This is a genomic window from [Haemophilus] ducreyi, assembly GCF_900109315.1.
GTDB lineage: Bacteria > Pseudomonadota > Gammaproteobacteria > Enterobacterales > Pasteurellaceae > Haemophilus_B > Haemophilus_B ducreyi.
Genome location: NZ_FOJC01000004.1, coordinates 17690 through 44423, shown reverse-complemented (window position 1 = coordinate 44423; position 26734 = coordinate 17690). Strand labels below are relative to the sequence as shown.

21 protein-coding genes, 1 tRNA gene and 3 pseudogenes are annotated in these 26734 nt (G+C 36.5%); 10 read left to right on the top strand and 15 right to left on the bottom strand.

Annotated elements, in window-relative coordinates:
* Window positions 1-20: 20 nt before the first annotated feature.
* From infB to rimP, 3 genes are read right to left on the bottom strand one after another with little or no spacing between them, the layout of a single operon-like run.
* Window positions 21-2504: a translation initiation factor IF-2 gene (gene infB, locus BMX01_RS03475; RefSeq protein WP_064081893.1), complete on the bottom strand. Its 2484-nt coding sequence runs from the start codon at window positions 2502-2504 to the stop codon at window positions 21-23.
* Between the two features lie 21 nt (window positions 2505-2525).
* Complete coding sequence (gene nusA / locus BMX01_RS03470) at window positions 2526-4007, bottom strand: transcription termination factor NusA (RefSeq protein WP_074647770.1); 1482 nt, start codon at window positions 4005-4007, stop codon at window positions 2526-2528.
* A 16-nt stretch (window positions 4008-4023) separates the two neighbouring features.
* A complete protein-coding gene (gene rimP / locus BMX01_RS03465; RefSeq protein ID WP_064081895.1) occupies window positions 4024-4488 on the bottom strand; it encodes a ribosome maturation factor RimP in 465 nt (154 codons plus the stop codon).
* Here rimP and BMX01_RS07790 point away from each other — a divergent pair.
* Window positions 4488-4730, top strand: a complete 243-nt coding sequence (locus BMX01_RS07790) for a hypothetical protein (protein WP_064088476.1) — start codon at window positions 4488-4490, stop codon at window positions 4728-4730. The genes rimP and BMX01_RS07790 overlap by 1 nt on opposite strands.
* 3 nt (window positions 4731-4733) lie before the next feature.
* On the opposite strand, the gene BMX01_RS03460 is transcribed toward BMX01_RS07790, so the two are convergent.
* The 3 genes from BMX01_RS03460 to accD form a co-directional block, all read right to left on the bottom strand.
* A tRNA-Met gene (locus BMX01_RS03460) sits at window positions 4734-4810 on the bottom strand.
* 132 nt (window positions 4811-4942) lie between these two features.
* Window positions 4943-6244: a bifunctional tetrahydrofolate synthase/dihydrofolate synthase gene (gene folC, locus BMX01_RS03455; RefSeq protein ID WP_064081896.1), complete on the bottom strand. Its 1302-nt coding sequence runs from the start codon at window positions 6242-6244 to the stop codon at window positions 4943-4945.
* Entirely contained in the window at window positions 6244-7134 is an 891-nt protein-coding gene (accD, locus tag BMX01_RS03450; protein WP_064081897.1) for an acetyl-CoA carboxylase, carboxyltransferase subunit beta, read from the bottom strand. The genes folC and accD overlap by 1 nt, the downstream gene beginning before the upstream one ends.
* 362 nt (window positions 7135-7496) lie before the next feature.
* Here accD and mazG point away from each other — a divergent pair, with 362 nt between their 5' ends.
* The 6 genes from mazG to BMX01_RS03420 all read left to right on the top strand — a co-directional run bounded on the left by mazG (window position 7497) and on the right by BMX01_RS03420 (window position 12430).
* Window positions 7497-8294: a nucleoside triphosphate pyrophosphohydrolase gene (mazG, locus tag BMX01_RS03445; protein WP_064081898.1), complete on the top strand. Its 798-nt coding sequence runs from the start codon at window positions 7497-7499 to the stop codon at window positions 8292-8294.
* Between the two features lie 64 nt (window positions 8295-8358).
* On the top strand, window positions 8359-9081 hold the full coding sequence (locus BMX01_RS03440; RefSeq protein WP_064081899.1) for a response regulator: 723 nt from the start codon (window positions 8359-8361) through the stop codon (window positions 9079-9081).
* Between the two features lie 62 nt (window positions 9082-9143).
* Entirely contained in the window at window positions 9144-10538 is a 1395-nt protein-coding gene (gene cpxA / locus BMX01_RS03435) for an envelope stress sensor histidine kinase CpxA (protein WP_064081900.1), read from the top strand.
* A gap of 85 nt (window positions 10539-10623) precedes the next feature.
* Complete coding sequence (locus tag BMX01_RS03430; RefSeq protein WP_064081901.1) at window positions 10624-11397, top strand: Nif3-like dinuclear metal center hexameric protein; 774 nt, start codon at window positions 10624-10626, stop codon at window positions 11395-11397.
* Window positions 11398-11559: 162 nt separating this feature from the next.
* Window positions 11560-11778, top strand: a complete 219-nt coding sequence (gene zapB / locus BMX01_RS03425; protein WP_010945319.1) for a cell division protein ZapB — start codon at window positions 11560-11562, stop codon at window positions 11776-11778.
* 55 nt (window positions 11779-11833) lie between these two features.
* Entirely contained in the window at window positions 11834-12430 is a 597-nt protein-coding gene (locus BMX01_RS03420; RefSeq protein ID WP_064081902.1) for a thymidine kinase, read from the top strand.
* A gap of 39 nt (window positions 12431-12469) precedes the next feature.
* Here BMX01_RS03420 and tsaB read toward each other — a convergent pair whose 3' ends face one another.
* The 5 genes from tsaB to rnd all read right to left on the bottom strand — a co-directional run bounded on the left by tsaB (window position 12470) and on the right by rnd (window position 19113).
* Window positions 12470-13162 carry a tRNA (adenosine(37)-N6)-threonylcarbamoyltransferase complex dimerization subunit type 1 TsaB gene (tsaB, locus tag BMX01_RS03415; RefSeq protein ID WP_064081903.1) on the bottom strand — a complete coding sequence of 231 codons (693 nt, stop codon included), beginning with the start codon at window positions 13160-13162 and terminating at the stop codon, window positions 12470-12472.
* A gap of 34 nt (window positions 13163-13196) precedes the next feature.
* On the bottom strand, window positions 13197-14309 hold the full coding sequence (gene aroG / locus BMX01_RS03410; protein WP_064081904.1) for a 3-deoxy-7-phosphoheptulonate synthase AroG: 1113 nt from the start codon (window positions 14307-14309) through the stop codon (window positions 13197-13199).
* Window positions 14310-14557: 248 nt separating this feature from the next.
* Entirely contained in the window at window positions 14558-17422 is a 2865-nt protein-coding gene (locus BMX01_RS03405; protein ID WP_064083283.1) for a DNA translocase FtsK, read from the bottom strand.
* A 9-nt stretch (window positions 17423-17431) separates the two neighbouring features.
* Window positions 17432-17914: a leucine-responsive transcriptional regulator Lrp gene (gene lrp / locus BMX01_RS03400; RefSeq protein ID WP_064081906.1), complete on the bottom strand. Its 483-nt coding sequence runs from the start codon at window positions 17912-17914 to the stop codon at window positions 17432-17434.
* A gap of 77 nt (window positions 17915-17991) precedes the next feature.
* Window positions 17992-19113: a ribonuclease D gene (rnd, locus tag BMX01_RS03395; RefSeq protein WP_064081907.1), complete on the bottom strand. Its 1122-nt coding sequence runs from the start codon at window positions 19111-19113 to the stop codon at window positions 17992-17994.
* Window positions 19114-19302: 189 nt separating this feature from the next.
* On the opposite strand from rnd, the pseudogene BMX01_RS03390 reads away from it, so the two are divergent.
* Both BMX01_RS03390 and bioD read left to right on the top strand, forming a co-directional pair.
* A pseudogene (locus tag BMX01_RS03390) lies at window positions 19303-20499 on the top strand (ROK family protein).
* A gap of 53 nt (window positions 20500-20552) precedes the next feature.
* Window positions 20553-21273: pseudogene (gene bioD / locus BMX01_RS03385) on the top strand (dethiobiotin synthase).
* 196 nt (window positions 21274-21469) lie between these two features.
* Here the strand turns inward: bioD and BMX01_RS03380 are convergent.
* The 4 genes from BMX01_RS03380 to pheS all read right to left on the bottom strand — a co-directional run bounded on the left by BMX01_RS03380 (window position 21470) and on the right by pheS (window position 25798).
* A complete protein-coding gene (locus BMX01_RS03380; protein ID WP_064081908.1) occupies window positions 21470-21985 on the bottom strand; it encodes an NlpC/P60 family protein in 516 nt (171 codons plus the stop codon).
* A gap of 58 nt (window positions 21986-22043) precedes the next feature.
* Window positions 22044-22340 carry an integration host factor subunit alpha gene (locus tag BMX01_RS03375; protein ID WP_064081909.1) on the bottom strand — a complete coding sequence of 99 codons (297 nt, stop codon included), beginning with the start codon at window positions 22338-22340 and terminating at the stop codon, window positions 22044-22046.
* A gap of 15 nt (window positions 22341-22355) precedes the next feature.
* Window positions 22356-24743 carry a phenylalanine--tRNA ligase subunit beta gene (gene pheT, locus BMX01_RS03370; RefSeq protein ID WP_064081910.1) on the bottom strand — a complete coding sequence of 796 codons (2388 nt, stop codon included), beginning with the start codon at window positions 24741-24743 and terminating at the stop codon, window positions 22356-22358.
* Between the two features lie 71 nt (window positions 24744-24814).
* Complete coding sequence (gene pheS / locus BMX01_RS03365; RefSeq protein WP_064081911.1) at window positions 24815-25798, bottom strand: phenylalanine--tRNA ligase subunit alpha; 984 nt, start codon at window positions 25796-25798, stop codon at window positions 24815-24817.
* A gap of 257 nt (window positions 25799-26055) precedes the next feature.
* Between pheS and BMX01_RS03360 the strand changes: the two are divergent.
* A pseudogene (locus BMX01_RS03360) lies at window positions 26056-26717 on the top strand (NAD(P)H-dependent oxidoreductase).
* The last annotated feature ends 17 nt before the right edge of the window (window positions 26718-26734 follow it).

Below are 26734 nucleotides of genomic sequence, written 5' to 3'. Positions count from 1 at the left end.
GTGAAGAGTGTTTTACACAATTAAATCGAGCGTTTAATTTCAACCACTTCAAAGACTTCGATTTGGTCTCCGACTTTTACATCGTTATAGTTTTTCACGCCGATACCACATTCCATACCATTACGTACTTCTGCCACATCATCTTTAAAGCGACGAAGTGAATCTAACTCACCTTCAAAAATCACAACGTTGTCACGCAATACGCGGATTGGATTATTACGCTTAATTATGCCCTCAGTCACCATACAACCTGCGATCGCGCCAAATTTAGGATGGCGGAAAATGTCACGCACTTCAGCTAAACCAATAATTTCTTGTTTGAATTCAGGTTGTAACATACCCGTCATTGCGGCTTTGATTTCATTTAATAGCTCATAAATGATTGAGTAATAACGTAAATCAATGTTTTCATTTTCAATTACGCGACGTGCGGAGGCATCTGCACGTACATTAAAGCCGACCATAATCGCATTTGACGCAGCGGCTAAGGTTGCATCTGTTTCTGTAATTCCGCCGACACCAGAACCTACTACTTTAACTTTTACTTCTTCAGTAGAAAGTTCACCCAATGCTTGGCAAATTGCTTCCACAGAACCTTGTACGTCCGCTTTAACAATAACATTTAATTCAGCAACATCACCTTCCGTCATATTGCTAAACATATTTTCAAGTTTCGCTTTTTGCTGACGCGCAAGCTTAACTTCACGGTATTTGCCTTGACGATAAAGGGCAACTTCACGTGCCTTTTTCTCATCACGAACAACGGTCGCTTCATCTCCAGCGGATGGCACGCCAGATAGGCCTAATACTTCAACTGGAATGGATGGACCTGCTGAATTGATATCTTTACCGTTTTCATCACGCATTGCACGCACGCGGCCATATTCAAAGCCACAAAGGACAATATCACCTTTGTTTAAGGTACCAGATTGAACCAAGATTGTTGCAACGGGGCCTAGACCTTTATCTAAATATGATTCAATTACCACGCCACTTGCCATTCCTTTTTTGACCGCGGTCAGTTCTAATACTTCTGATTGCAAAATAATAGCTTCTAATAGCTCATCGATACCCATTCCTTTTTTTGCAGAGACGGCTACAAATTGTACATCACCACCAAATTTTTCAGAAACGACTTCATACTGGAGTAATTCTTGTTCCACACGACTTGGATCTGCTTCAGGTTTATCAATTTTATTGACTGCTACAACTAATGGTGCACCGGCCGCTTTAGCATGTTGAATCGCTTCTATTGTTTGTGGCATTACCCCATCATCTGCCGCGACAACTAAAACCACAATGTCAGTGGCTTTGGCACCCCGTGCACGCATTGAAGTAAAGGCTGCGTGTCCCGGTGTGTCTAAGAACGTGATCATTTTTCCGTCCTCAGTTTCAACGTGATATGCACCAATGTGTTGAGTAATCCCCCCCGCTTCACCGGCTGCTACTTTTGCTTTGCGGATATAATCTAATAACGATGTTTTACCGTGGTCAACGTGTCCCATAATGGTCACAACCGGTGCACGAGTTACTTTCTCTGCATCAATATCGCGATCTTCCATCACTGATTCTTCTAATTCATTTTCTTTACGAAGAATCACTTTATGGCCAAGTTCTTCTGCCACTAATTGTGCAGTTTCTTGATCAATAACTTGGTTAATCGTTACCATTTCAGCCATTTTCATCATCGTTTTGATGATTTCAGTTGCTTTAATCGCCATTTTATTGGCAAGCTCGGCAACAGTAATGGTTTCACCAATAACAACATCTGTTTTAACCGCTTGGACTGGTTTAGTAAATGCTTGTTGTAGTGAAGCACCTTTTTTACCCTTACTTTTTTTGCCTTTTATATCTTTGGCATTACGGCGATCTGAGTTGCGTTCATTTTTATCATCTTCTCGCCCGCCTTTTTTGGCTTTCGCTACACCGCCTTTTGCACGAGTACGATTGCCTTCACTGCGCCGGTCATGATCACGATCAGCTTCACGAGCATAAGTGGAAGTAAAGCGATTATCTTCAAATTCTTCACCATTTTCGACCGTTTCTTCACGAGCAATTTCAGCTAAACGACGAGCATTTTCTGCAGCACGTTTTGCTTCCATTTCAGCTTTTTGGCTGGCTAATTCTTCTTGTTTGCGACGCAATTCCGCTTCTTCTTTTCGCTTAGCTTCTTTTTCAGCATCTACAATTTTTTCTGTTTTAGGCGTTGCTTTTTTTGCTTCAGTTTTTGGCATTGCTTTTTGCTTGCCTGGAATGATCGGCGGTTGAATTGTTTTTTTGGTTGTACAAGCCTGTTCTGTTTGCGCTTTAGCTTCAGTTTGTGCTTTTGCTTCAGCTTCTTGTTTAGCTTTTAATTTAGCTTGTTCAGCCTTAGCCGCTGCAGTATCAATTTTACGTGATTTACGTACTTCTACTTGTACTTTGCCATCTGCAACGGTTGTTTTAGTTCGGCGTTGTAAGCTTAATTTCTTAGGTGTTTCGTTTTTAATTTCGTTATCACTCATTGTTTTTATCTCCCACAACGATTAACTAAACCAACAAATTTGGCGAGCATTCATAATTAATTCTCCCGCTTTTTCTGCTGATAATTCTTGGATATCGGCTAAATCATCAATTCCTTGCTCTGCCAATTCTTCTAATGACACAATGCCTTTTTCGGCTAATTTGAATGCAATATGGCGTTCTAAGCCGTCAAGATTTAAGAGTCGATCTTCGATATCTGCCCGTTTTAATGCTTCTTCTTCGGCTAATGCTTTTTCTGTAATTGCAGCTTTAGCACGTGTTTGCAATTCTTCTGCGAGATTTTCATCATCAATGCCATCAATATCTGCCAATTCATTGACCGCGATAAAGGCAATTTCTTCTAGGCTTGAAAAGCCTTCATCAACTAAGAGATGAGCAAATTCTTCATCAATTTGTAATGATGTAACAAATAAATCAATGATTTTATTATCTTCAGCTTGATGTTTCTCGTTTAAATCTTCGGTAGTCATTACGTTTAAAGACCAACCAGTTAATTGAGTTGCTAAACGAACATTTTGCCCATTACGTCCAATGGCTTGGGCTAAATTTTTAGTTTCTACTGCAATATCCATTGCGCGTTTATCTTCATCTACCACAATATGGCTGACTTCTGCCGGCGACATAGCATTAATCACAAATTGCGCTGGATTATCATCCCATAACACAATATCAACGCGTTCGCCACCTAGCTCATTACTGATGGCTTGTACGCGTGCACCTCGCATACCGACACAAGCACCGACAGGATCAATCCGTTTGTCATTTGATTTTACTGCAATTTTTGAGCGTGAGCCCGCATCACGTGATGCGCCTTTGATTTCAATTACTTCTTCACCTATTTCAGGCACTTCTAACTTGAATAATGCTTCTAACATTACCGGTTTAGCACGGGTAACAAATAGTTGTGGCCCTTTTGACTCTGGTTTAATTGCGTATAACACACCACGAATGCGATCGCCTGGGCGGAAGTTTTCGCGTGGCAACATATCTTCACGAACAATAACCGCTTCTGCTTGATTGCCTAAATCTAAGATAATTTGCTCACGATTTACTTTTTTCACGGTTGCCGTCACAATGCAATTTAATTGCGTACGGAATTGTTCAATGACTTTATTACGTTCAGCTTCACGAATTTTGGTGCTAATTACCTGACGAGCAGTTTGCATCGTGATACGATCGAATGGAATGGATTCTATTTCATCTTCAACAAAATCACCTAATGGTACATTTGGATCTTCATATTGTGCCGCTGCCAAACTGATTTCACGCGTCATATTATGTACTTGTTCAACAATCAACCAACGACGGAACGTTTGAAATTCACCTGTTTTGCGGTTAATGACTACACGAATATCAATATCTATTCCTTTTTTCTTTTTGGTAGAAATGGCTAATGCGGTTTCAAGTGCTTCAAAAATAGCCTCTTTTGGTAATAATTTCTCATTAGATACCGCTTCAGCGGCTAATAAAATTTCTTTACTCATTTTTCTGTTAACCTTCTTAAAAATCAAAAACTGGGATTAGATTTGCTTTTTGAATATTACTGAATATGAATTGATGTTCTCCATTATTTTCTATTTCTAAGCTAATTAGATCTCCATCAACTTTAGTAAGTTTACCTTGCCATTTACGGCGATCAAACATTGGGATACGTAAATGAATAACCATTTCACGTCCGACAAAACGCGCATAGTGTGCTAATGTAAACAATGGACGATCTAAACCGGGCGAAGAAACTTCTAAGTTATATTTATCACTAATTGGATCTTCAACATCGAAAATGGCACTCACTTGACGACTTACGTCACTACAATCATCAATGGTTACGCCACCTTCTTTATCAATATATAAACGAACAGTTAAAAAACGTCCTGCATGTTGACATTCAACGCCGACTAGCTCATATCCCATATATTCAATGGTATTTGATATGAGTGCGGTTAATTTTTGTTCTAAAGTTGCCAATGAATTTACCTCTTACACTTAGCATGAACGGTCATACTACAGATTTTAGATATAAAAAAAGAGCTATAACCAGCTCTTTTGATACGATTACGAATGTACCAGCCACAAAAAAAGCCCAGACGGATAACCGTGGGGCTTTAAGCGGTTTGTTTTATGCAACATTTTACTTAACAATCGTTATCGAAAATGCTAAATGCTATATAAAACAAAACTCACAATTTCATCAAAACTGTGAGCCTTAAAACTGGTTGCGGGGGCTGGATTTGAACCAACGACCTTCGGGTTATGAGCCCGACGAGCTACCAAGCTGCTCCACCCCGCGTCTGATGTGGTTAATTATAGGCAATAAAAAAAAGATTGCAAGCAATTTTTAATAATTTATCGCAAATTTAAACAATAAATAATTTTAAAGTGATTAAACACAATTATAATAAAACCGCTTAGAGCATATTAATTATTTGTCCAACCAAATTAAAAAATCTGCGATAGTATGGAAAGAACCAAACACCAAAATAATGTCTTGTTCAGTCGCTTTTTCAAATAAATAAGTCGCTGCTTGAGGTACATTTTGATAACAATAAGCGCTAGCTTTAGGTAGAATATTGACTAATTTTTGATGCAATTGTTCGCCTGATTGTCCTCGATATCCGGCTAAACCAGCACAATGCCATTCATCAATGAGTGTTGCTAATGGTGTAACAATACCGGCTAAATCTTTATCAATTAAAGCGCTAAAAACCACATAAATTTTTTGCTCCGCTTGCTTCAAACGCATTAATTGTTCAGCTAAATAGCGCGCTGCGTGTGGGTTATGCCCAACATCAATAATCACTTGAGCAAGCGGCGGTTTTCCTGAAAAATGGTTAAATGCCTGATCAGTTAATATTTGAAAACGAGCCGGCATCTGTGCTTCTTGCACGGCTTCATATATCGCTTGCTTGCTGATTGTAAACGGCAGTCTTGTTAAGGCGGCTAATGCTGTAGCAGCGTTAGGGACGGGAATTTGTGGCATAGGTAAATCATATTTATCTCCATCAAAGTTTTGCCAATACAAGCGGTTATTTTTCAGTGAGTATGACCAATCTACATCACGCCTAACTATTTGACAATTTAATGCATCCGCGTGCGCTAATATGCTTTCCGGACAATTAGGTTCGCCAATAATTACCGGAATATTATGCCGAAAAATACCCGCTTTTTCACGGCCAATTGCTTCACGGTTATCACCTAGAAAATCGATATGATCAATGTCAATGGAGGTAATGACCGCCAAGTTTGGATCGATAATATTCGTGGCATCTAAACGCCCACCAAGCCCAACTTCTAAAATAATGATATCTAAATTAGCCTGCTTGAATAAGTGCAAGGCAGAGAGAGTACTAAATTCAAAATAGGTTAATGAAGCGGTCTTATTTTGTTGAATATATGTAAACGATTGGATATGTTGTTCATCTGCTAATAATTCACCTTGAATCCGTACCCTTTCATTATAGCGGATTAAATGTGGTGAAGAATAAATGCCTACACGATAGCCTACTTTTAATAATGCAACTTCAAGTAAACGACAAGTAGAACCTTTACCATTTGTGCCCGCCACAGTGATTACATAAGGCGCTGGCTGGAGAAGATTGAGCGAAGTGGCAACACTTTTAATACGTGTTAGCTCCATATCAATGGGTTTAAAATGGCTTTTTTCTAAATAGGAAAGCCACGTTTCTAAAGAATCCGTGGCTTTAGGCTCAATTAATTTAATCATTATTCTTCAATAATTAATTCACCAACTTTAAATGGTGAAGGTTGATTAGTCATTTTGGCACACAAGCGAGCTAAAGTATCACGCATATCTTTACGTTGCACAATCATATCAATTGCACCATGCTCTAATAAAAATTCAGCGCGTTGGAAACCTTCTGGTAATTTCTCACGTACGGTTTGCTCAATGACTCGTGGGCCGGCAAAGCCAATTAGTGCTTTGGGTTCAGCAATATTAATATCCCCTAACATAGCTAAACTAGCTGAAACACCGCCTAGCGTTGGATCGGTTAATACTGAAATAAATGGCACCCCTTTTTCGCGCATTTTAGCTAAAATCGCACTTGTTTTTGCCATTTGCATTAATGAGAATAATGCTTCTTGCATACGCGCACCACCTGAAGCAGAAAAACAGATGAACGGGATATTCTCCGCCAATGCTTTTTCTGCAGCACGTACAAATTTAGCCCCCACAACGGACCCCATTGATCCGCCCATAAACTCAAAATTAAATGAAGCTACTACAATCGGCATTTCATACAAGGTGCCAAACATTGTGATAAAAGCGTCTTTCTCGCCTGTTTGTTTTTGTGCAGCGGTTAAACGGTCTTTATATTTTTTAAGATCTTTGAATTTCAAAATATCTTGAGGTGCTAAATTAGCAGCAATTTCTTCTGCACTCCCTTGATCTAATAAAGATAATAAACGTGTACGGGCATCAAAACGCATATGATGGTCACATTTCGGACACACTTGCATATTGCGTTTTAATTCTTCACTGTAGAGAACTTGTTCGCAGTTTGTACATTTTGTCCAAACACCTTCTGGCACTTTAGATTTGCTACTGCTTGATGATGAAGCGGTTCTACCTAAAATTCTTTCAATCCAGCTCATTTTAAAACCTTATTATTTTTGACAAAAAATCGCTCATATTAAAGCACAAATTCTTACTTTTTTAAATACACTTTATAGTATATCTGCTCGAAGTTGCTTATCTATTAATTATGTGTATAACTACGATAAATAAAGGCGGCAATTAAAATACATAACATAATAATAATTTGAATTAATCTTTTTTTAGTTAATTGTTGAACAGGCATATATTATTTTCTCATTAAAAACTATTATTAAGTAAAACTAGTTAAATTATATTTCATTTGAAAATTTGAGCGTTTAAATTGTAAGTTTTTAGTTCCATTCTAGCAAGTAAACTGCGACAATACTCTATATATTTTTTAAAGGGAATTAAAAGCCAAATGACTACAATCAATGAATTTATTAACACAGTAGCAAAATTACGAGATCCCGAAACAGGTTGTGCTTGGGATATTGAGCAAACTTTTGATTCAATGTTACCGCATTTATTAAAAGAAACATATGAAGTGGCTGAAGCTATTCATACACAAAATCGCACCGCGTTGCGTGAAGAATTAGGTGACTTATTATTGCAAGTTGTTTTTCTTAGTCAATTAGCAAAGGAGGAGGGAACTTTTACATTTTTTGATGTACTAAATGATGTTCAAAATAAACTCATTTATAGGCATCCTCACGTTTTTGGTGACAAAAATGCTGCAAATAGCGAGGAAGCGCTAAAAAATTGGGAAGAAATGAAAGCATCGGAAGCTAAATATGAACAATTTGAATCTATTTTAGATGACTTGCCTTTTGCACTTCCTGCACTAAGTCGAGCTAATAAGTTACAAAAACGTTGTGCTAAAGTTGGCTTTGATTGGGATAATCCTCAAGATGTATTAGCAAAAGTAGAAGAAGAACTACTTGAAGTTAAAGATGAAATGAAAAATTATCCCGCTAATGTAGCGAAGCTTGAAGAAGAATTAGGAGATTTCCTTTTTGCAACAGTCAACCTCTGCCGTCATTATCAAATAGATGCTGAAAACTGTTTACGCAATGCGAATGTTAAATTCGAAAAGCGTTTTAAAAAAATTGAAATCGCAGTCAAAAAGCAAGGAAAACATTTAAATAAATGTTCTCTCATTGAACTCGATATGATTTGGAATCAGGTGAAGATCCAAGAGGCAATGTGCAAATTTTGACAATTTTGTGAATTATAGCTAGTATGGGGAATAAAGCTATAAATATAATAATTAGGAATTGATTATGCCTAGAATTTTACTCGTTGATGATGACCTAGAATTAACAGAACTACTCGCAGAACTACTTTCATTAGAAGGTTTTCATATTCATTGCGTGCATAATGGTCAAGATGCACTCACAGAATTAGAACTGCAAAGTTATGACCTTATTCTTTTAGACGTAATGATGCCCATTTTAAATGGCATCGAAACATTGAAACAATTACGTCAAAAATATGCTATTCCGGTACTGATGTTAAGTGCCCGAGATGATGAAATTGATCGCGTGCTAGGTTTAGAACTTGGTGCGGATGATTATTTACCAAAACCATTTAATGACCGTGAATTAGTTGCTCGAATTAAGGCGATTTTACGCCGTACAGTCGCGCCTAACTTAAGTGATGTAGTCATGCCATCAAACCATTCATCAGAAGATAGCAATAAACAACTGTCTTTTGGCGGTGTTGAATTACACCCCGGTCGGCAACAAGCCATTTTTGAAGATCAAGACTTAGATCTCACCGGTACAGAATTTGCATTATTACAGATGTTAATGCATAACCCTGGCCAAATTCTTTCACGTGAATTATTAAGCCTTGAAATATTAGGTAAGCGTTTAACACCATATGATCGTGCAATTGATATGCACATTTCAAATTTACGTAAAAAATTACCTGAACGTAATGATAACCTCCCATGGTTTAAAACTTTACGTGGTCGTGGTTATTTATTAGTGACTGAGAAATAATTGTCGATTGAACGAATCCCTCGCAAGTTCGGGGGATTTTCTCTTTTTAAAGTATTTAATATATGCCTAAATTTTTAAAAAAGATAAAATCTGTTAGAAATTATCTAGCTTACCAACTCTTTGCCTATTTTGGCTTAACATTTGCTATTATGTTAGCTATTACCTTAGCCATTCCTAATTTCGATGCGCGTTCATTCTCACGTTTAGAAAAAGGTGAGCATGAATTTTTTATTCAAGAAAGCCGTCAAACAGAATTACAATATAATTTAGATGAAATTTTTGAACGTCGCCTTTCTGTAGCCACTCAAAGTGGCTTTAATATTATTTTATTCGACCCCAAAACTCGCATTTTCGTTGGAGCGGGAGCTGACTCTAATAGAATTCAATCATTCCAAGTTTTCCTTTATCGTGCACAAACACCACTTGAACCATTACAACGTCGCTTTGGTAGTTTAGAAATTTCCGGTCCTTTTTTGGTTAAGTCTAATAAGCGCGAATATATGCAATATTTTGCACAGATAGTGGATCCTCAGGAAGAGTTTTTTAACAGAATTTTTGACTCGCCTTGGCTAATGCTTATGATCGTATTAATTGTAAGTGTGCCTATTCTACTTTGGCTTTCGTGGAAAATTGCGCGCCCAGTAAAAGAATTACGAATCTGTGCCAATGCGGTAGCCACAGGTAATTTGGCGATTAACCCAAAATTAGAAACGGAAGGTATTCATGAATTTAGAGAGGTAGGTCGTAGTTTTAACCAAATGATTACTTCGTTACAGGAGTTGACGGAATATCAACAACGACTACTTTCTGATATTTCGCATGAGTTAAAAACACCACTCGCGCGCTTACAATTAGCAACGGCGCTAATCCGTCGACGTAACGGAGATTCTGCAGAGTTAACGCGTATTGATAACCAAATTATGAAACTAGATACGATGGTACATGATTTGCTTTCTCTTTCACGTCAGCAAATTAATCAACATCTAATGCGAGAAGTCTTCTCAATTAATAAAATTTGGGATGATATTTTAGAAGATGCAAAGTTTGAGGCAGAACAGAATCAAATAGACTTATTTATTGAGCAACGAATTGATAATGTAGAAGGCTATTTTATTAACGGTAATGAAATTATTCTTGCCAGTGCTTTAGAAAATTTAATTCGTAATGCGCAAAAGTATGCTAAACAAAGTATCACTGTACTGATTTACATTGATGATAAAGAATTGGTTATGTCAGTTGATGATGATGGTGAAGGTGTACCAGAATCAGAATATAAACAAATTTTCCGGCCGTTTTATCGTGTTGGTGAAGCACGTGACCGTCAAAGTGGTGGTACAGGTTTGGGCCTTGCGATTGTAGCAAATGCTGCTCAACAACATAAAGGTCGTGTTGAAGCAATGAAAAGTATTCTTGGTGGTTTAAGAGTTGAAATTAGACTACCACTCTGGCTTGAATAATTTAATACATTTTAGGTAAATCGGTCTATTTTTGTGAACTATTTTGCAAAAAATAGACCGCTTTTTCTCAATACAAGGAAAGATTATGGCACTCACCCATATAGAACTAGAACAGATTATTAATCAAAAATTAAATAGTTATGCTATTAGAGACTTTGTCCCAAATGGTTTACAAGTAGAAGGTAAAACCAATATTCAACGCATTATCACCGGTGTAACTGCTTCATTGCCGTTAATTGAACAAGCAATTGCTAAGAAAGCGGATGCAATATTAGTGCATCATGGCTATTTTTGGAAAAATGAATCGCCTTGTATTCGTGGAATGAAAAGCAAGCGGATAAAGCAGTTATTATTGAATGATATTAATTTATTTAGCTATCATTTGCCGTTAGATGTTCATCCTGAATTAGGTAATAATGCTCAACTCGCTGAGAAATTGGGTATTGTTAATTTACAGCCGTTGGAGAATTGTTCAAATTCCATTCCGGTTTATGGCGAATTGAAACAAGCTATTTTAGCCAGTGAATTTGCAAGGCAAATTGAAAAAACATTAGTGCGTAAGCCTATTTTTTGTGGTGATTTTGTAGAGGGTTATCCACAAAAAGTGATTAAAACCGTTGCTTTATGCACAGGCGGTGGTCAAAACTATATTGATTTAGCCGCCAATAAAGGCATTGATGCGTTTATTTCGGGTGAAATTTCAGAGCAAACGACGCATTCAGCCCGTGAACAAGGCATTTATTTCTTCGCTTGCGGCCATCACGCAACAGAACGTTATGGTGTAAAAGCATTAGGTGAATGGTTAGTAAAAAACTATGCTTTAGAGGTTGAGTTTATTGATATTGATAACCCTGCTTAAATACTATAAAAGTCAAGAAATTAACTCGATTTACTTAAAAATAATAAAAATGAAGAAAAAATTTAACTTTTAAATGAAATAAAGGTTTGAGTGAGGTATAATCTTGGTATCGACTCCTGATATATTTCAGTATATAAAGTATTATTTTAAGAGGAAAAAATTATGTCATTATCAATTATTGATCAACTTGAAGAAAAAATTAAACAAGCGGTCGAAACAATCCAATTGCTACAATTAGAAGTTGAAGAGTTAAAAGAAAAAAATAACAATCTTACTCAAGAAAGAGATGGATTACGTCAAGAACACGAACAATTAAAAGTAGAACAACAGAACTTCCAAGAACGTTTACGTTCACTTTTAGGCCAAATTGATAATGTATAGCTTGTTCAAGCAAAACGGCTAATAAAATTAGCCGTTTTTTATTTGTGTAAAATATATGGCAAAACTTTATTTTTATTATTCTGCAATGAATGCGGGTAAATCGGCTACTTTGCTTCAGTCTTCTTATAATTATCAAGAGCGCGGTATGAATACGTTAGTTTATACTGCGGCAATTGATGACCGTTATGGGATAGGCAAAGTCTGTTCACGTATTGGTATCTCGCAAGAAGCAATACTATTTTATACAGATACAAACTTTCTAGAGCAAGTTGAGCAAGCCATTAAGGCTAAAACATTACACTGTATTATGATTGATGAAGCGCAATTTCTAACTAAAAAGCAAGTTCATCAATTGACGGATGTGGTTAATGAATTAGGCATTCCTGTGCTTTGTTATGGGCTACGAACTGATTTTCAAAAAGAGTTATTTGAGGGGGGCCAGTATTTATTAGCTTGGGCGGATGAATTGCAAGAGTTAAAAACAATTTGTGAATGTGGAAAAAAAGCGCATTTTGTCATTCGTGTGAACGAGAATGGTGAAACGGTTACAACAGGTGAGCAAATTCAGATTGGCGGGAATGATAAGTATATTTCGGTTTGTCGTTATCACTATAAAGAAAAACGAGGTGAATTAAGGCAAATTACTAAATAAGCGGTTATTTTAGTAAAAATATAACCGCTTATAATGTTGTTAACGTTTGTGGGGTAATTTTTGCCAAGTTACTTCATTTCGTAAGTAAATAGGCTCAATATCTAATGCCGTTTGTAATTCGCCATTTTCAACCGCTTTCAGCGCAAGTTCTAGCATATCTTTTGCAGAAGGCAAGCTAATATCACTCACACTAAGAGGTAGTTTTGCTGTATAAAATTGCGGATAAGCTGCCCAACCGGTGCCTACCACTACACTATTATCATTAATTTGCATTTGTGCTATAGCGGTTTCAGGTGAACAAACTTGTTCTTCCACTATAGTATGCCAGTGTTCCCCGATTCTTTGATATTGTGCGAAATAGACTTCATTCATTCTTGCATCAATTAAGGCTATCACATTATTTGCGCGTAATTGTTGATAAGCGGCTTGTGCCATTGCCAATAAATTAGAAATAGCAACAACAGGCAAATTTGCACCTAACGCCAATCCTTGAGCTACACTTACGCCAACACGAACGCCTGTAAAACTACCAGGCCCCCGCCCAAATGCTAATACATCTACCTGTTTAATACTAATATTGGCTTGTGAAAGCAATTCATCTACCATCGGTAAAATGCGTTGCGTATGGCTTCTCGGACTAAGTTCATCTAAAGTGGTTCTGTTGCCATTATGTAATAAGGCAACAGAACAGGCTTCAGTTGCCGTGTCAAGCGCAAGGATTGTTTTATTCATTTGAAGGTACCATAAACAAAAATAAATAAGCGGGCTATTTTACTATATGATTAACCAAATCATTAGCATTATTGTTGGTCCGTTGTCGGCGTAATGCGACCGCTTCAGCTAAGGCAAACAGTGCTGTTTCGCTGTCTTCCCAACCAATACAAGCATCTGTAACACTTTGACCATATACTAATTTATCTAAACCACCCTCGACAAGATCTTGCCGACCTTCGACTAAATGGCTTTCTATCATCACGCCAGAAATTAATGATGAACCATTTGCAATCTGTTGGCATACATTAGTACAAACTTCCATTTGCCGTTTAAATTGTTTTTGGCTATTAGCATGACTAAAGTCAATCATTACGTGAGGACGCCGCCCTGCTTTCTCAATATCTGCACACACTTTTTTGACGGACGCAATATCATAATTTGTGCCATTATCGCCACCACGTAAAATAATGTGACAATCCTCATTACCTGAGGTAGAAATGACAGCTGAATGAGCAAATTTGGTCACGGATAAGAAGTGATGTGAAACTTCAGCAGATTTTATTGCATCTAAAGCGGTTTTAACACTGCCATTAGTGGCATTTTTGAAACCTACCGCACAAGATAAACCTGAGGCTAACTCACGATGAACTTGTGATTCAGCGGTCCGTGCTCCAATGGCTCCCCAACTCATAAAATCGGCTACATATTGTGGAATGATCATATCTAAAAACTCACCCGCGGCAGGCACGGTTAAATCATTAATATCGGACAGTACTTTTCGTGCAATTCGTAAACCATCATTTAATGCATAAGTTTCATTCAGATAGGGGTCATTAATCAACCCTTTCCAACCAACGGTTGTTCGTGGTTTTTCAAAATAAACGCGCATTACTAACTCTAAGTTTTGATTAATCTGTGGATTATCACGTAATGCTTTAATTCGTTTAGCATAATCTAGAGCAGATTCTGGATCATGAATTGAGCAAGGCACAATAACAACTAATAAACGATCGTCTTCACCGTGAATAATTTTATGAATAGCTTCTCTTGCTCTAGCAACAGTATGCGCAGCAACATCACTGGCTGGAAAACGCTCTAATAAAGCGATCGGGGGTAATAGCTGTTCAATTTTAGTGATACGAAGATCATCATTTTTATAAGGCATTACATGTTCTCTTATTATTAATGTTATTTAACAATATATAAAATTAACTTAATAAACAAGCGGCTAATCCTATTGCTATAGTAGGTTTTATCCTCGCGAAGATTAAAGAATTTTAGCTCAAAACTTTAATATTACCTATTGAAATTAAACTATTAAAAGATTTAATAAAACAAGCGGTTAACTTTTCTTCATTTATTGACTAAATTTGAAGAAAAGTTAACCGCTTGGTAAAGCAAAATGAATGTGTATTATCTCGCTAATACTTCACGTTTTCCCCCTTTACCGGGTTCAGAAATAATCGCTTGAGCTTCCATTTGGTCAATAATTCTTCCTGCACGATTGAAACCAAGCGAAAAACGGCGTTGAATGCCACTAATTGAGGTAACGCCACTTTCAATCACGTAAGCAACGATTTCATCAAATAGTGGGTCGAGTTCTGTTATGGTGTTAGTACGGCTATCATTTTCATCTTCATGGGAAGCTACCACACTATCTAAATATTGAGGTTTACCTCTTGCCCGCCAATTGTCTGCTATTCGTTGTACTTCCTCATCGCTCATGAAAGCTCCGTGAATACGCATAATTTCTGGGCTTCCTGAAGCAGAATATAACATATCACCTCGGCCTAATAATGCTTCTGCACCACCTGCATCTAAAATGGTTCGTGAGTCAATTTGACTGGCAACAGTAAATGCAATTCGGCTTGGAATATTGGCTTTAATTACACCTGTAATAACATCTGTAGAGGGGCGTTGAGTGGCAAGAATTAAATGAATACCAACCGCACGTGCCTTTTGGGCAATTCGCATAATGTATTCTTCTACTTCTTTACCGGCAGACATGATTAAATCTGCAAATTCATCAACGATTAATACAATGTAACTTAATTTCGTTAATGGTGGGGGTAATTGCCCGATGCTATCAGAAGGTCGCCATGTTGGATCAGGAATAGGAAAATTCATTGCGCTGGCCTGATCAATCTTATCGTTATATCCTTCAATATTACGGACTTGTAAATGGCTGATTAATAAATAACGCCGTTCCATTTCTTCAACAGCCCATCGTAGCGCATTTGCTGCTTTTTTCATATCAGTTACCACAGGGGTTAACAAATGTGGGATATCGTTATATACCGATAATTCAACAACCTTTGGATCAATCATAATAAAACGTACTTGTTCCGGCGTTAGTTTAAAAAGTAAACTGAGAATCATAGTATTTATGCCAACAGATTTACCTCCACCTGTTTGCCCTGCTACTAATAAATGTGGCATTTTTGCCATATCCACTACGATAGGTTGACCGCTTATATCTTTACCTAATGCCATCGGTAATGTTGCTTGAGTGTAACGAAAAGCTTCACTATCTAATACATCACGTAACCAAACTGTTTGGCGATGCGTATTGGGTGTTTCAATCCCCATATAAGGTTTACCTGGCACAACTTCAGTAATACGAATGGCTTTAAACATTAATTCACGTGCTAAGTCATTTGCAAGTGCGGTTACTTTGTTCGCTTTTATGCCTGCCGCTGGTTTAATTTCATAACGGGTGACCACCGGACCGACTAATACATCTTCCACCGTGGCTTTGACATTATAATTAGCTAATGCATTTTCTAAACGGTGGGAAGTATCAAAAATTTCTTGCTCAGTAATTTGTTGTGTTTGTACCGGATTTTGGGCTAATAATTCTAGTGTAGGAAGCGGTGTCGTTGGTTTTTCAACCACATTATTTCGTTGTAATAATGGGTGTAATAATGTTTTACCATAACCTTTAGGATAATTAGCGCCGTTATCGTGATGTGTTGGATTAAGATCTTTTTCCGTTGGCTGTTCACTAGGTTCGTTAATGGATACAGTTAACGTTGGCGATGTAATAATTTGATTAAATGTTTCCTCTAAACCTTCCGCTTTAGCTCTTTGCTCCATGTTAGCTAAACGCATCTTCTCAGCCGCTGCAAATTCTTCTGCCAATTGTGCTTCATTACTTTCTATGTCTAATGGCTGATTCTCAACATTCAGGGTGATAGTGGGGGTTATTGGTTGATCAAACACTGGCTGTATCAGTGTCGGCATCTCAAGCGGTCTATTTTGGACGTGATGCTCAACCGTTTTTATTTCTGGATTAGTTACCGCTGTGTTTAAATGCACTTTTGGTAATCTAATTTCTAGATTATCAATGCTATTTTGCTCCATTGAAAGGTTTGTTAATTCATTTTCAGGATGTTGCATATTGATTTTAGGTAAGATCACCTTTTTTTCAATTTTAAACATCATTGGATCAGTTAATGGTTGAGCATTAACTTGATTATATTTAGTTTCATCGGCGTTTAACGTTGATGACGATTTTAAACCATGAATTGTTGGTCGAGTAAATGCAGAAATATCAGTAAGTTGCTCCGTTGCGTTTTCGTGTGTTACTAATTGATCTACGTGAGCGTTTTCAGATGGGCTTGCAACAATTGATTTAGTTGTTTCATTATTTTGTGCATTAAGGTGTAGATTAGCAGCATCTAATATCGTATTCGACTGAGGCTTTTTTATAAAAAGCCATTGGTAAAATTGGATACCTAATGAAAAAAGTAGTTGGCCAGAACAGAAATAAAAACCAATGCTCATTAATACTGTTGAAAGCAATAACAAGCCAACTTGGCCAATAATACCATTCAATAAACTTTGTAACATACCACCGACAAAACCACCCGCTAGGTAGTAAGCAGAATTCGGTAATAAAACACTGGCTATGCCACTTAATCCTATCAATAATAAAATAAAACTGCCTATCTGTAGCAATAAGTTTCGCCATTTCCATTGTTCTGCGATACGAAAGATCAATGCATATATGGCAAAACTAAATAATACAAAAGGTACGACAAAAGCAACGTTACCTAAAAACGCATAGAGTAAATCTATTAGCCAAGCGCCCAATTTACCTGTTTTATTCAAAACAGTATCATGAGTTACGCTGCTTGCTGTACTCCACGCATTATCTAAAGGACTATAACTTGCCCAAGCAATCAGTAAATAACAACCAAATAAGCCAATTAAAATAAATCCAAAGTTGATTAAATTCTGCTTTCCTTTTAAATTTGATTTAAATCGTTCGATCACTGTCACTCCTTATTTTAATAATAGATAATTGGTTTTCTTGACTTCTTCCATGACTACATAAGTACGCGTATCATTTACGCCAGGCAAGCGTAATAAGATTGTATCTAGTAATTTGCGATATTCTGCCATATCCGCTACCCGTATTTTCAGTAAATAATCAAAATCACCAGAGACTAAGTGACATTCTTGAATTTCATCTAATTGCTTAATGGCATAATTAAATTCATCAAATACATCTGGTTTACCGCGTACTAGCGTGATTTCTACTAAGACTAATAATGGCGCTTCGAGCAAAGCTGGGTTTAATAATGCTCGATAACCCATAATCACATTTTGTTTTTCCAAACGTTTAACGCGTTCCAAACAAGGCGTTGGTGAAAGACCAACACGTTTAGATAGTTCTATATTTGATATTTTTCCGTTACGCTGTAGCTCATTTAAAATGTTTAAATCAATTTGATCTAGCGCTTTTGCTGATTTTTTATATTCCATTTTTTGTGCTTGATAATGTGTGCCAACAATCTAATTGTACGATTTTTGTATAATTAGGTCTAATGATAATAAATACGTTATTTTATGAGCGCGCTTAATATCTGTTTGCCAAATTCAGCCCGCCAACCGCTTAATAATTCAGGTAAGTATTGTTGGCTCTGCCCTTTGTGATACCATTTCAACAGTTGATTTAACTGCCGTTTACTTGCTAGTAATTCTTGTGGTAAATCAGGCGGTCTAATTTCAGAGATCTTTTTCTGCATTATTTTTAAATTATATTTATAATGTGGTTGATCAACTAAACGTGTAATTAAGGGTGGATAATCTTGCTCTGAGATTATTTTAGCTTGTTCAACTAGCCATAATATTTTTGTGCCATGAATACGTACTTCATTTGGATGCATAAAAGTTAATAATTGTGATGTATGTTTAGGTTGTGATTTGGCAATTTCAATTAAACTTTGTTCTTTTATGACAAAATTCAAGGCCAGATCGCGTTTTCTGGCTTCTTCTATTCTCCATTTTGCTAATAATTTCAAAATAGCTAATTGCTGTCTAGTTAAAGTCCAAGCATAGCTTATCTCTTTATAAGCATCATTCAATTCTAATGTTTTATTACGCTTATTCACTAAAAGTTGGCATTCTTGATTTACCGCCTCTTGCCAGTTAGTTTGAGCAAGCTCTGCTTGCAATTTTTGATAAATAGGTAATAAATAATATACATCTGCGGCTGCATACTGTAACTGTGTTTCAGTTAACGGACGAGCTAGCCAGTCAGTGCGAGATGCGACTTTATCTAATTCGATGTTTAAATAATGATTCACTAGCTTTGCAAACCCGATCGATAGACCAAGACCACTAAAAGCCGCCATAATTTGCGTGTCTATTAATGGAGTAAGCGCTTGATTAAACTGATGTTGAAATATTTCCAGATCCTCACTGCACGCGTGTAATACTTTTACAATATTAGGGTTTGCTAATAAATCAATAAAAGGCAAAAAATCACTAATTGTTGTAGGATCAATCAAACTAGTTTGTTCACCATCAAACAATTGAATTAAACCGAATTTAGGATAATAAGATCGAGTACGAATAAATTCTGTATCTAATGCTATAGTCGTTTTATCACTTGCTTGCTGACAAATCGTGGCTAGTTTCTCATTAGTATCTATCCATTTATAATCAATCCTTGAGTTCATTTTCTACTTTTCTCATAAATTTCTTTACATAGTGAATTAATTATGTGAACTAATTCACATAATAAAGACAAATTCATTGTTATTCAGCATAATTGAAGCAAAATAATTATCTTATGGAGTATTTAAATTTACCCAATAAAGCTTAATTTGCCATACTTTTTTAATTGGCTGTATAATAAGGATTATACTATGATTTCTAATAATAAAACTCAGCACCTTGGTACAATTTACCGCCTACTAATAGAACAATTTGAACTCATTTCACGGACCGATTTAGCAAAACTCTCTAGTTTTGCGCCCGCTTCTATTACTAATCTAACAAAATCGCTTATTGATCATAAATTTATTTTAGAACGAACTATTCAAAATAGTAGTTCACGAGGCCGTCCAGCGGTAGGTCTAGCAGTATCTAATTTCTATTGGCAGTTACTTTGTTTAACGATTTCACCAAATGAAATTAATGTTTTTCTCTGTGAATTAAATGGCAAAACTATTCAAACTAAGCATTATCCTTTAACCGTTGAATTATACGATCAACTAGCAGAATATCTAATAGATTGTTTAAAAGATCTTTTTTGGCATTCGCCTATGAAAGAAGAGCGTATTTTAGCTATTTAGATTACGGTATTAGGTCAGATAAGTGCAGATCACACTCAAGTTATCCAAATAGGGCAAGTAGCGGTTAATTGTCAGTTAGTTAATTACTTGAAAAAACAATTCAGTTGTCCTATTTTACTGAATGAACATTTTCAATTATGGTTATTAACAGAATCGATCCTAGGTAGTTTAATTAGTAACAATAATGTTATCTTTTTGCAACTTGATGAACGTGTAAATCTAAGCGTATTATTACGAGGTACATTATTACATCAACAATCAAAAATGAATGTAGATAAAATGTTAATGCCTAGATTCAGCGAGTTAAGCGATCTAGCTGCTCCACAAAATAGCGATGACATTCCACGTTATCAATTAAATAATCAAATTACCTTTCCGGCTATCTACCGTTTAATTGACCAATACCTACCTAATACATTGCAACATTATCAGCAAAAAATGGATTTATTATGTGAGAAAATTAATCATCATCATCCAGCAGCATTGGCTATTTTAGATCATATTACGGATAATCTTGCCTATTTGTTAATGAACCTTATCAATATCTTTTCTAGCTCAAAAATTATGTTGAGCTCGCCTTTACTGAGTGTAAAAAAAGCATTGTTTGAACAGTTAAAATTGAAGTTAAATAAAATTTTGCGTATTGAACACCTCAATATTGATTTAGTGACAAGTCAGTATGAATGGAATAGTCCATTAATTGCTTGTTCAGCGATAAAACAAGGAATTTATCAAGGAAATTTGATCAAGAACATCATTACACCTTAAAAAAAGCATTAAAATATAGACAATTTTGTAATTATTTTGTTAAGAGAAAAAAGATGCCTTCGTTATTCATTACTGGTACAGATACTAATGTTGGAAAAACCATTGTTACCCGAGCGATTCTTCAAATTTTAGCACAGCATAATTTTTCCGCTGTTGGTTATAAGCCGATTGCATGTGGTGGCGATGATGATCTGACAACTGAACCCAATCAAACAGACTATACTAGTGAAGATAACTCAGATGTGCTCATCATATTAGACAGCTGCCCTCAACCTGTCGCATATCGTGATATCAATAGTTATACATTTACACACTCAAGCACGCCAATTTTTGCCGCGCTTGATGCGGTACATCATATTCAAGAGGAAAAGTTAGATACAGATCTTAGCAATTTACAACAAAATTACCACTAATGTAGTGGTAGAAGGCACTTATGGTTGGCTAACGCCGATTAATAAAGATCTCAGCTTTGCTGAATGGGTACACAAAAATAATATGCCTGCGGTGTTAGTTGTAGGTATTAAAGAAGGGTGTGTTAACCACGCATTATTAACGGCTCAGGCTATTCAGCAACAAGGTGTTAATCTAATAGGTTGGGTAGCAAATAGAATTAATCCGTGCTTACGCCATTATGCTGAACTGATTGAATTATTAAGTAAAAAAATTACCGCTCCATTGCTAGGACAAATTCCTTATATTGCCCAACCGCACAAAAAAGACTTAATCTCCTATATTGAAAATCCCGATCCTTTATTAGCATATTTCCAAAAATAACATAAACAATTAAGAAGATAGATAAAAAAAACCCCTGAATTAGGGGCTACTCGGAAAGCAAATTTATGAAATGGGTTGTTTAACACAACACTTATTATTGATAGATGATACAATACGTCAATTTATTCAATTTTGCAAATCTAATTTCAGTTTATCTGCTTTTTTTCTAGAAAATAAGTGCTATACCCTATTTTTATTATAACCGACGGGCTTGCCAAAATGCTTTACGCCAATAAGCTGAGTTAATATTTGAGTAAATTACTCCACCTTTTGTTGAAGCGTGTAAAAACTTCCCATCTTTTACATAAACGCCAACATGTTTACCATTCGGGCCGCGACCGGTTTTAAAAAAGACTAAATCACCGGCTTTGATTTTATTACGAGCAATCTTGTTACCTTTTTTTAGCTGATCTGTTGTAGTGCGTGGCAAATCAATATTAAATAGCCTACGAAATGTAACTTGCATAAAGCCGGAACAATCAACCCCCGCTTTATTATTACCACCTAATCGATAACGAGTGCCTTGCCATTCTTTTTGTTGCTGAGTTAATTGTCTAATAACCGCTTGTGAATCAGATAAACTAATATATTGGCTCTTAGCGATTTTATGTGATGCACTATTTTCATACTCACTATTAGAGCAAGCAGATAATATAAATACACTGCTCAATAGTGCTAACAAAGGAAATATTTTTTTATTGAATTTACGCATATCTTTACTTATAAAAAAACATTCCATTGAGTTAATGATATCAATGGAATGTTTTGTTTTATGACTTCACTTTTACGTTTTCTACTCTTTCTCTAAATTTTTGGCCCGGTTTAAATACCACTACTCTGCGGGCGCTAACAGCAACACTTTCGCCTGTTTTAGGATTTCTACCCGGACGAGCATTTTTCTTACGAAGAGAAAAATTGCCGAATCCAGATAATTTAACCTCTTGTCCGTTTGCTAAAGCGGTCCTAATTTCTTCGAAAAACTGCTCTACAAATTGTTTGGCAACAGATTTATCAAAGCCATATTTGGATATGAGGCTTGCGGTAAATTCAACTTTAGTGAGCGTCATAAAATATCCTTATTTTTAATCTCTCAAAGAAGCTTGAAAACGCTGTGCTAATTCGTCTAAGACTAGTTGTATAACAGCTGAAATTTCTTCTTCAGTAAGCGTTTTTTCTGTATTTTGAATGGTTAAACTAATTGCTAAACTTTTCTTACCAACCGCTAAATTTGCGCCTTGGTAAACATCAAACAAATTAACCGCTGTGAGTTGTTCACCGCCCGCATGATAACAAGCAGCAAGAACTTCACGTGCAGGAATATGTTCATCAATAACAATCGCTATATCACGATTATTAGCTGGAAATTTAGAAATCTCCTTAGCAACAGGAATCGTACGTTCTGAAACAACATCAGCTAATAACTCAAATACAATTGGAGTGCCTTTAATACCTAATTTTTGCCCAATACTTGGGTGAAGCGTGCCGATAAAACCAACTTCTTGTTCATTTAGCATAATAGCTGCTGATTGACCGGGATGTAATGCCGGAAATTGTTTTGCAACAAATGTTAATTCTTTATTTGCCGTTAACGCTAATATTTGTTCTAAATCGCCTTTTAAATCAAAGAAATCAACCGCTTTTGATTTACCTTCCCAATTCGCAATATGTTTTTCGCCGACAATCACGGCTGCAAAAACAGCTTCTTGGCGAACGGCTGATTCTGCGCTTGCATCAGGAATAAAACGCAGCCCTTGTTCGAAAATGCGAATACGGTTTTGTTGGCGATTTTGGTTATATAGCACAGTTTGTAACAAACCCGTTAATAGCGATACGCGCATAGCGGACATTTCGCTTGAAATTGGATTAGGTAAAATTAAGGCTTCTTGTTGTGGATGTAGCAATTGTTGAATTTTAGGATCAACAAAACTATAAGTCACGACTTCTTGATAGTCATTATCAACTAAAACCGTTTTAATCCGGTTAGGTTCTAATACTTTCTGAGCGCTTCCTTTAAGCGTTAAATGCGCTAATAATGCATTATTTGGAATACGATTATACCCATAAATGCGCGCAATTTCTTCAATTAGATCTTCTTCAATTTCAAGATCGAAACGCCAACTAGGTACAGTGGCTATCCAGCCATCATTTTCGCATGTCACATTTAGCCCTAAGCGAACTAAAATATCCGTCACTAGCCTATCTTCAATATAATGGCCTATCACTGAATCTAATTTGGTACGACGTAAGCGAATGATCGGCTGTTTTGGTAAATATTCAGTATTTATCGCTTCACATACTTCAGCGACTTCACCGCCACAAATCTCTATGATCAATGCAGTTGCGCGCTCCATTGCTTGACGAGCAAGCGTTGGGTCTACACCACGTTCAAAACGATGCGAGGCGTCTGTATGTAAGCCATATTGACGTGCACGGCCGGTGAGCGCTAATGGTGCAAAAAATGCCGCTTCTAAAATGATATCTTTTGTTTCAGCATTTACTTTGCTTGCTTCTCCGCCCATAATCCCAGCAAGTGCAAGGACATTTTTTTGATCAGCAATGACTAATGTATTCGTTTGTAACTTCGCCGTGGTACCATCTAATAAAACTAACTGCTCTTGATCTTTTGCTAGGCGGACTTGAATAGGGGCCTTTACCTTCTCGGCATCAAAAGCATGCATTGGCTGGCCTAATTCAAGTAAACTTAAATTTGTAATATCGACAATTGGATCAATCGAACGAATGCCACAACGACGTAATTTTTCTTGTAGCCATAATGGTGACGTCGTGTTTACATTAACATTCTTAATCATTCGTGCTAAATAATGAGGGCAAGCAGATGGTGCTTGTATATCAATTTCAATTGGCGCAGATAGTGTAGCAGGAACCGGTTTGATAACCGGTGATTTAACTTCCATTTGATTAATCACCGCCACTTCACGTACAATACCGGCAATACTTAAACAGTCCGCTCGATTCGGTGTTAAACTAACCTCAATTGCTACATCATTTAAATTTAAATACTCACGAATATCAACACCGATAGGCGCATCAGCAGGTAATTCAATGATGCCACTACTTTGATCCTCTTTAATGCCTAATTCTGAAAATGAACATAACATTCCTTCAGATAGCTGACCACGTAGTTTGGTTTTTTTAATTTTAAAATTACCCGGTAAAATAGCACCTTCTATAGCACAAGCAACTTTTAACCCTTGATGACAGTTAGCCGCGCCACAAACAATACTTAATAAACGCTCTGCACCGACATTGACTTTTGTTACGCGTAATTTATCTGCGTCTGGATGTTGTGTACACTCAACAACTTCAGCCACTACTACACCGCTAAACTCACCGGAAATGGGTTCTACACTATCAACCTCTAAACCTAACATTGTAATTTGATCACACAATTGTGCTGTAGATACCTTAGGATCAACCCATTCTCGTAACCAAGATTCATTAAACTTCATTTATTTTATACCTTTTAAATTTGCAAACTACTAGTGAATTTCCACCGCTTTTAATCATAACCTTGCGTTATTTATCTAAATTGCTTTAAAAAGCGTAAATCATTTTCAAAGAATGCGCGTAAATCCGTGACATTGTATCGCAACATGGTTAAACGTTCGACGCCCATTCCTACTGCGAAACCACTGTATTCTTCAGGATCAATGCCAACGTTGCGAAGGACATTAGGGTGAACCATTCCACAACCTAATACTTCTAACCATTTACCATTTTGGCGCATAACATCAACTTCTGCAGAGGGTTCCGTAAACGGAAAAAAAGATGGACGAAAACGCACTTGTAAATCTTCTTCAAAAAAAGCGTTTAAGAAATCGTGAATTAAGCCTTTTAATTCAGTAAAATTAGCTTTTTTATCAATATATAATAACTCAATTTGATGGAACATAGGCGTATGTGTTTGATCGTAATCATTACGATATACACGGCCCGGTGCAACTATGCGGATAGGTGGCTGTGTTGTTTGCATTGTACGAATTTGTACGCCTGAGGTTTGTGTACGGAGTAAACGCTGTGCATCACACCAAAAAGTATCGTGATCAGCTCTAGCGGGGTGATGAGTAGGGATATTTAATGCATCAAAATTATAATAATCACTTTCAATCTCAGGACCATTAGCAACCGTAAAACCTAATTCTGAAAAGAATTTAACCACGCGGTCAATCGTGATAGATACTGGATGTAAACCACCTAATGCGCTTTTACGGCCTGGTAATGAAACATCAATACTTTCCTTTGCTAATTTTTCATTTAATTCAGCATTTTCTAAAGCTTCTTTTTTCTGATTTAAGGCATTTTGTGCAATTTGTTTAGCATCGTTAATTTTCTGACCAACCGCAGGGCGTTGTTCAGCGGGTATATCACGTAAGCCTTGCATTAACTGAGTAAAGTGGCCTTTTTTACCAAAAAACTCTACTTTTAATGTTTCTAAGGTCGCTACATCAGTCGCAGTATTGATTGACTCAAGCACTTGCGCGACCAATTTGTCTAAATGTTGCATTCTTTCCTCTAATTATCTCAAAAATAAATTGCACAGATAATAATACTTTGCCTACAAAAAGTAAACGTAAAGATAATATAACGCGTTGATTTAATAAGGTTTAATATATTATATGTGGTCTGATATTTTATTACTTAAAACTACTTTTTTTCTAGAATGATCAAATAAACAGTATTTTAATCGCTCAAGCATTAGATTTACTTCCATTAACGGCGTATTATTTCACATATTGAACCTAACATTTTAGCGAGGAAATTATGTCTGAAATCTCAAAATAACAAGTATTAGATGCTTTTACTTTTCGTTCGGCGTGTCTCCATTACGATGCTACGCGTAAAATTAGCCCACAAGATATGCAATATATTTTAGAACTAGCCCGATTATCGCCAAGCTCAGTTGGTTCAGAACCTTGGAAATTTATCGTACTACAGAATCCAACTATACGCGCTAAAATAGCGCCATTTAGTTGGGGAATAAAACATCCTATGGACGAAATGAGCCATTTAGTGATCATTTTAGCTAAAAAAATGCCCGCTATGATAGTAATTTTTTCCGTGCATCACTGACTAAAAGAGGCTTAACTGCTGAACAATTAGAAAAAACGATTGCCCGTTATAAATCATTCCAAATGAATGATATTAAAGTATTAGAAAATGAAAGAACATTATTTGATTGGTGTGTCAAACAAACCTATATTGCACTAGCGAATATGATGACAGGTGCTGCAATGATTGGCATTGATTCTTGTCCAATCGAAGGGTTTAATTATGATGCAGTTCATCAAATTCTAGCGGATGAAGGATTATTTGATCCAAATGAATATGGTGTTTCGTGTATGGTTACATTTGGGTATAGTGCCCAAAAAATGAAAGCAAAATATCGCAAACTTGCTGAAGATATTATTAGTTGGGTTGAATAGGCTGAATAAGGAAAGTG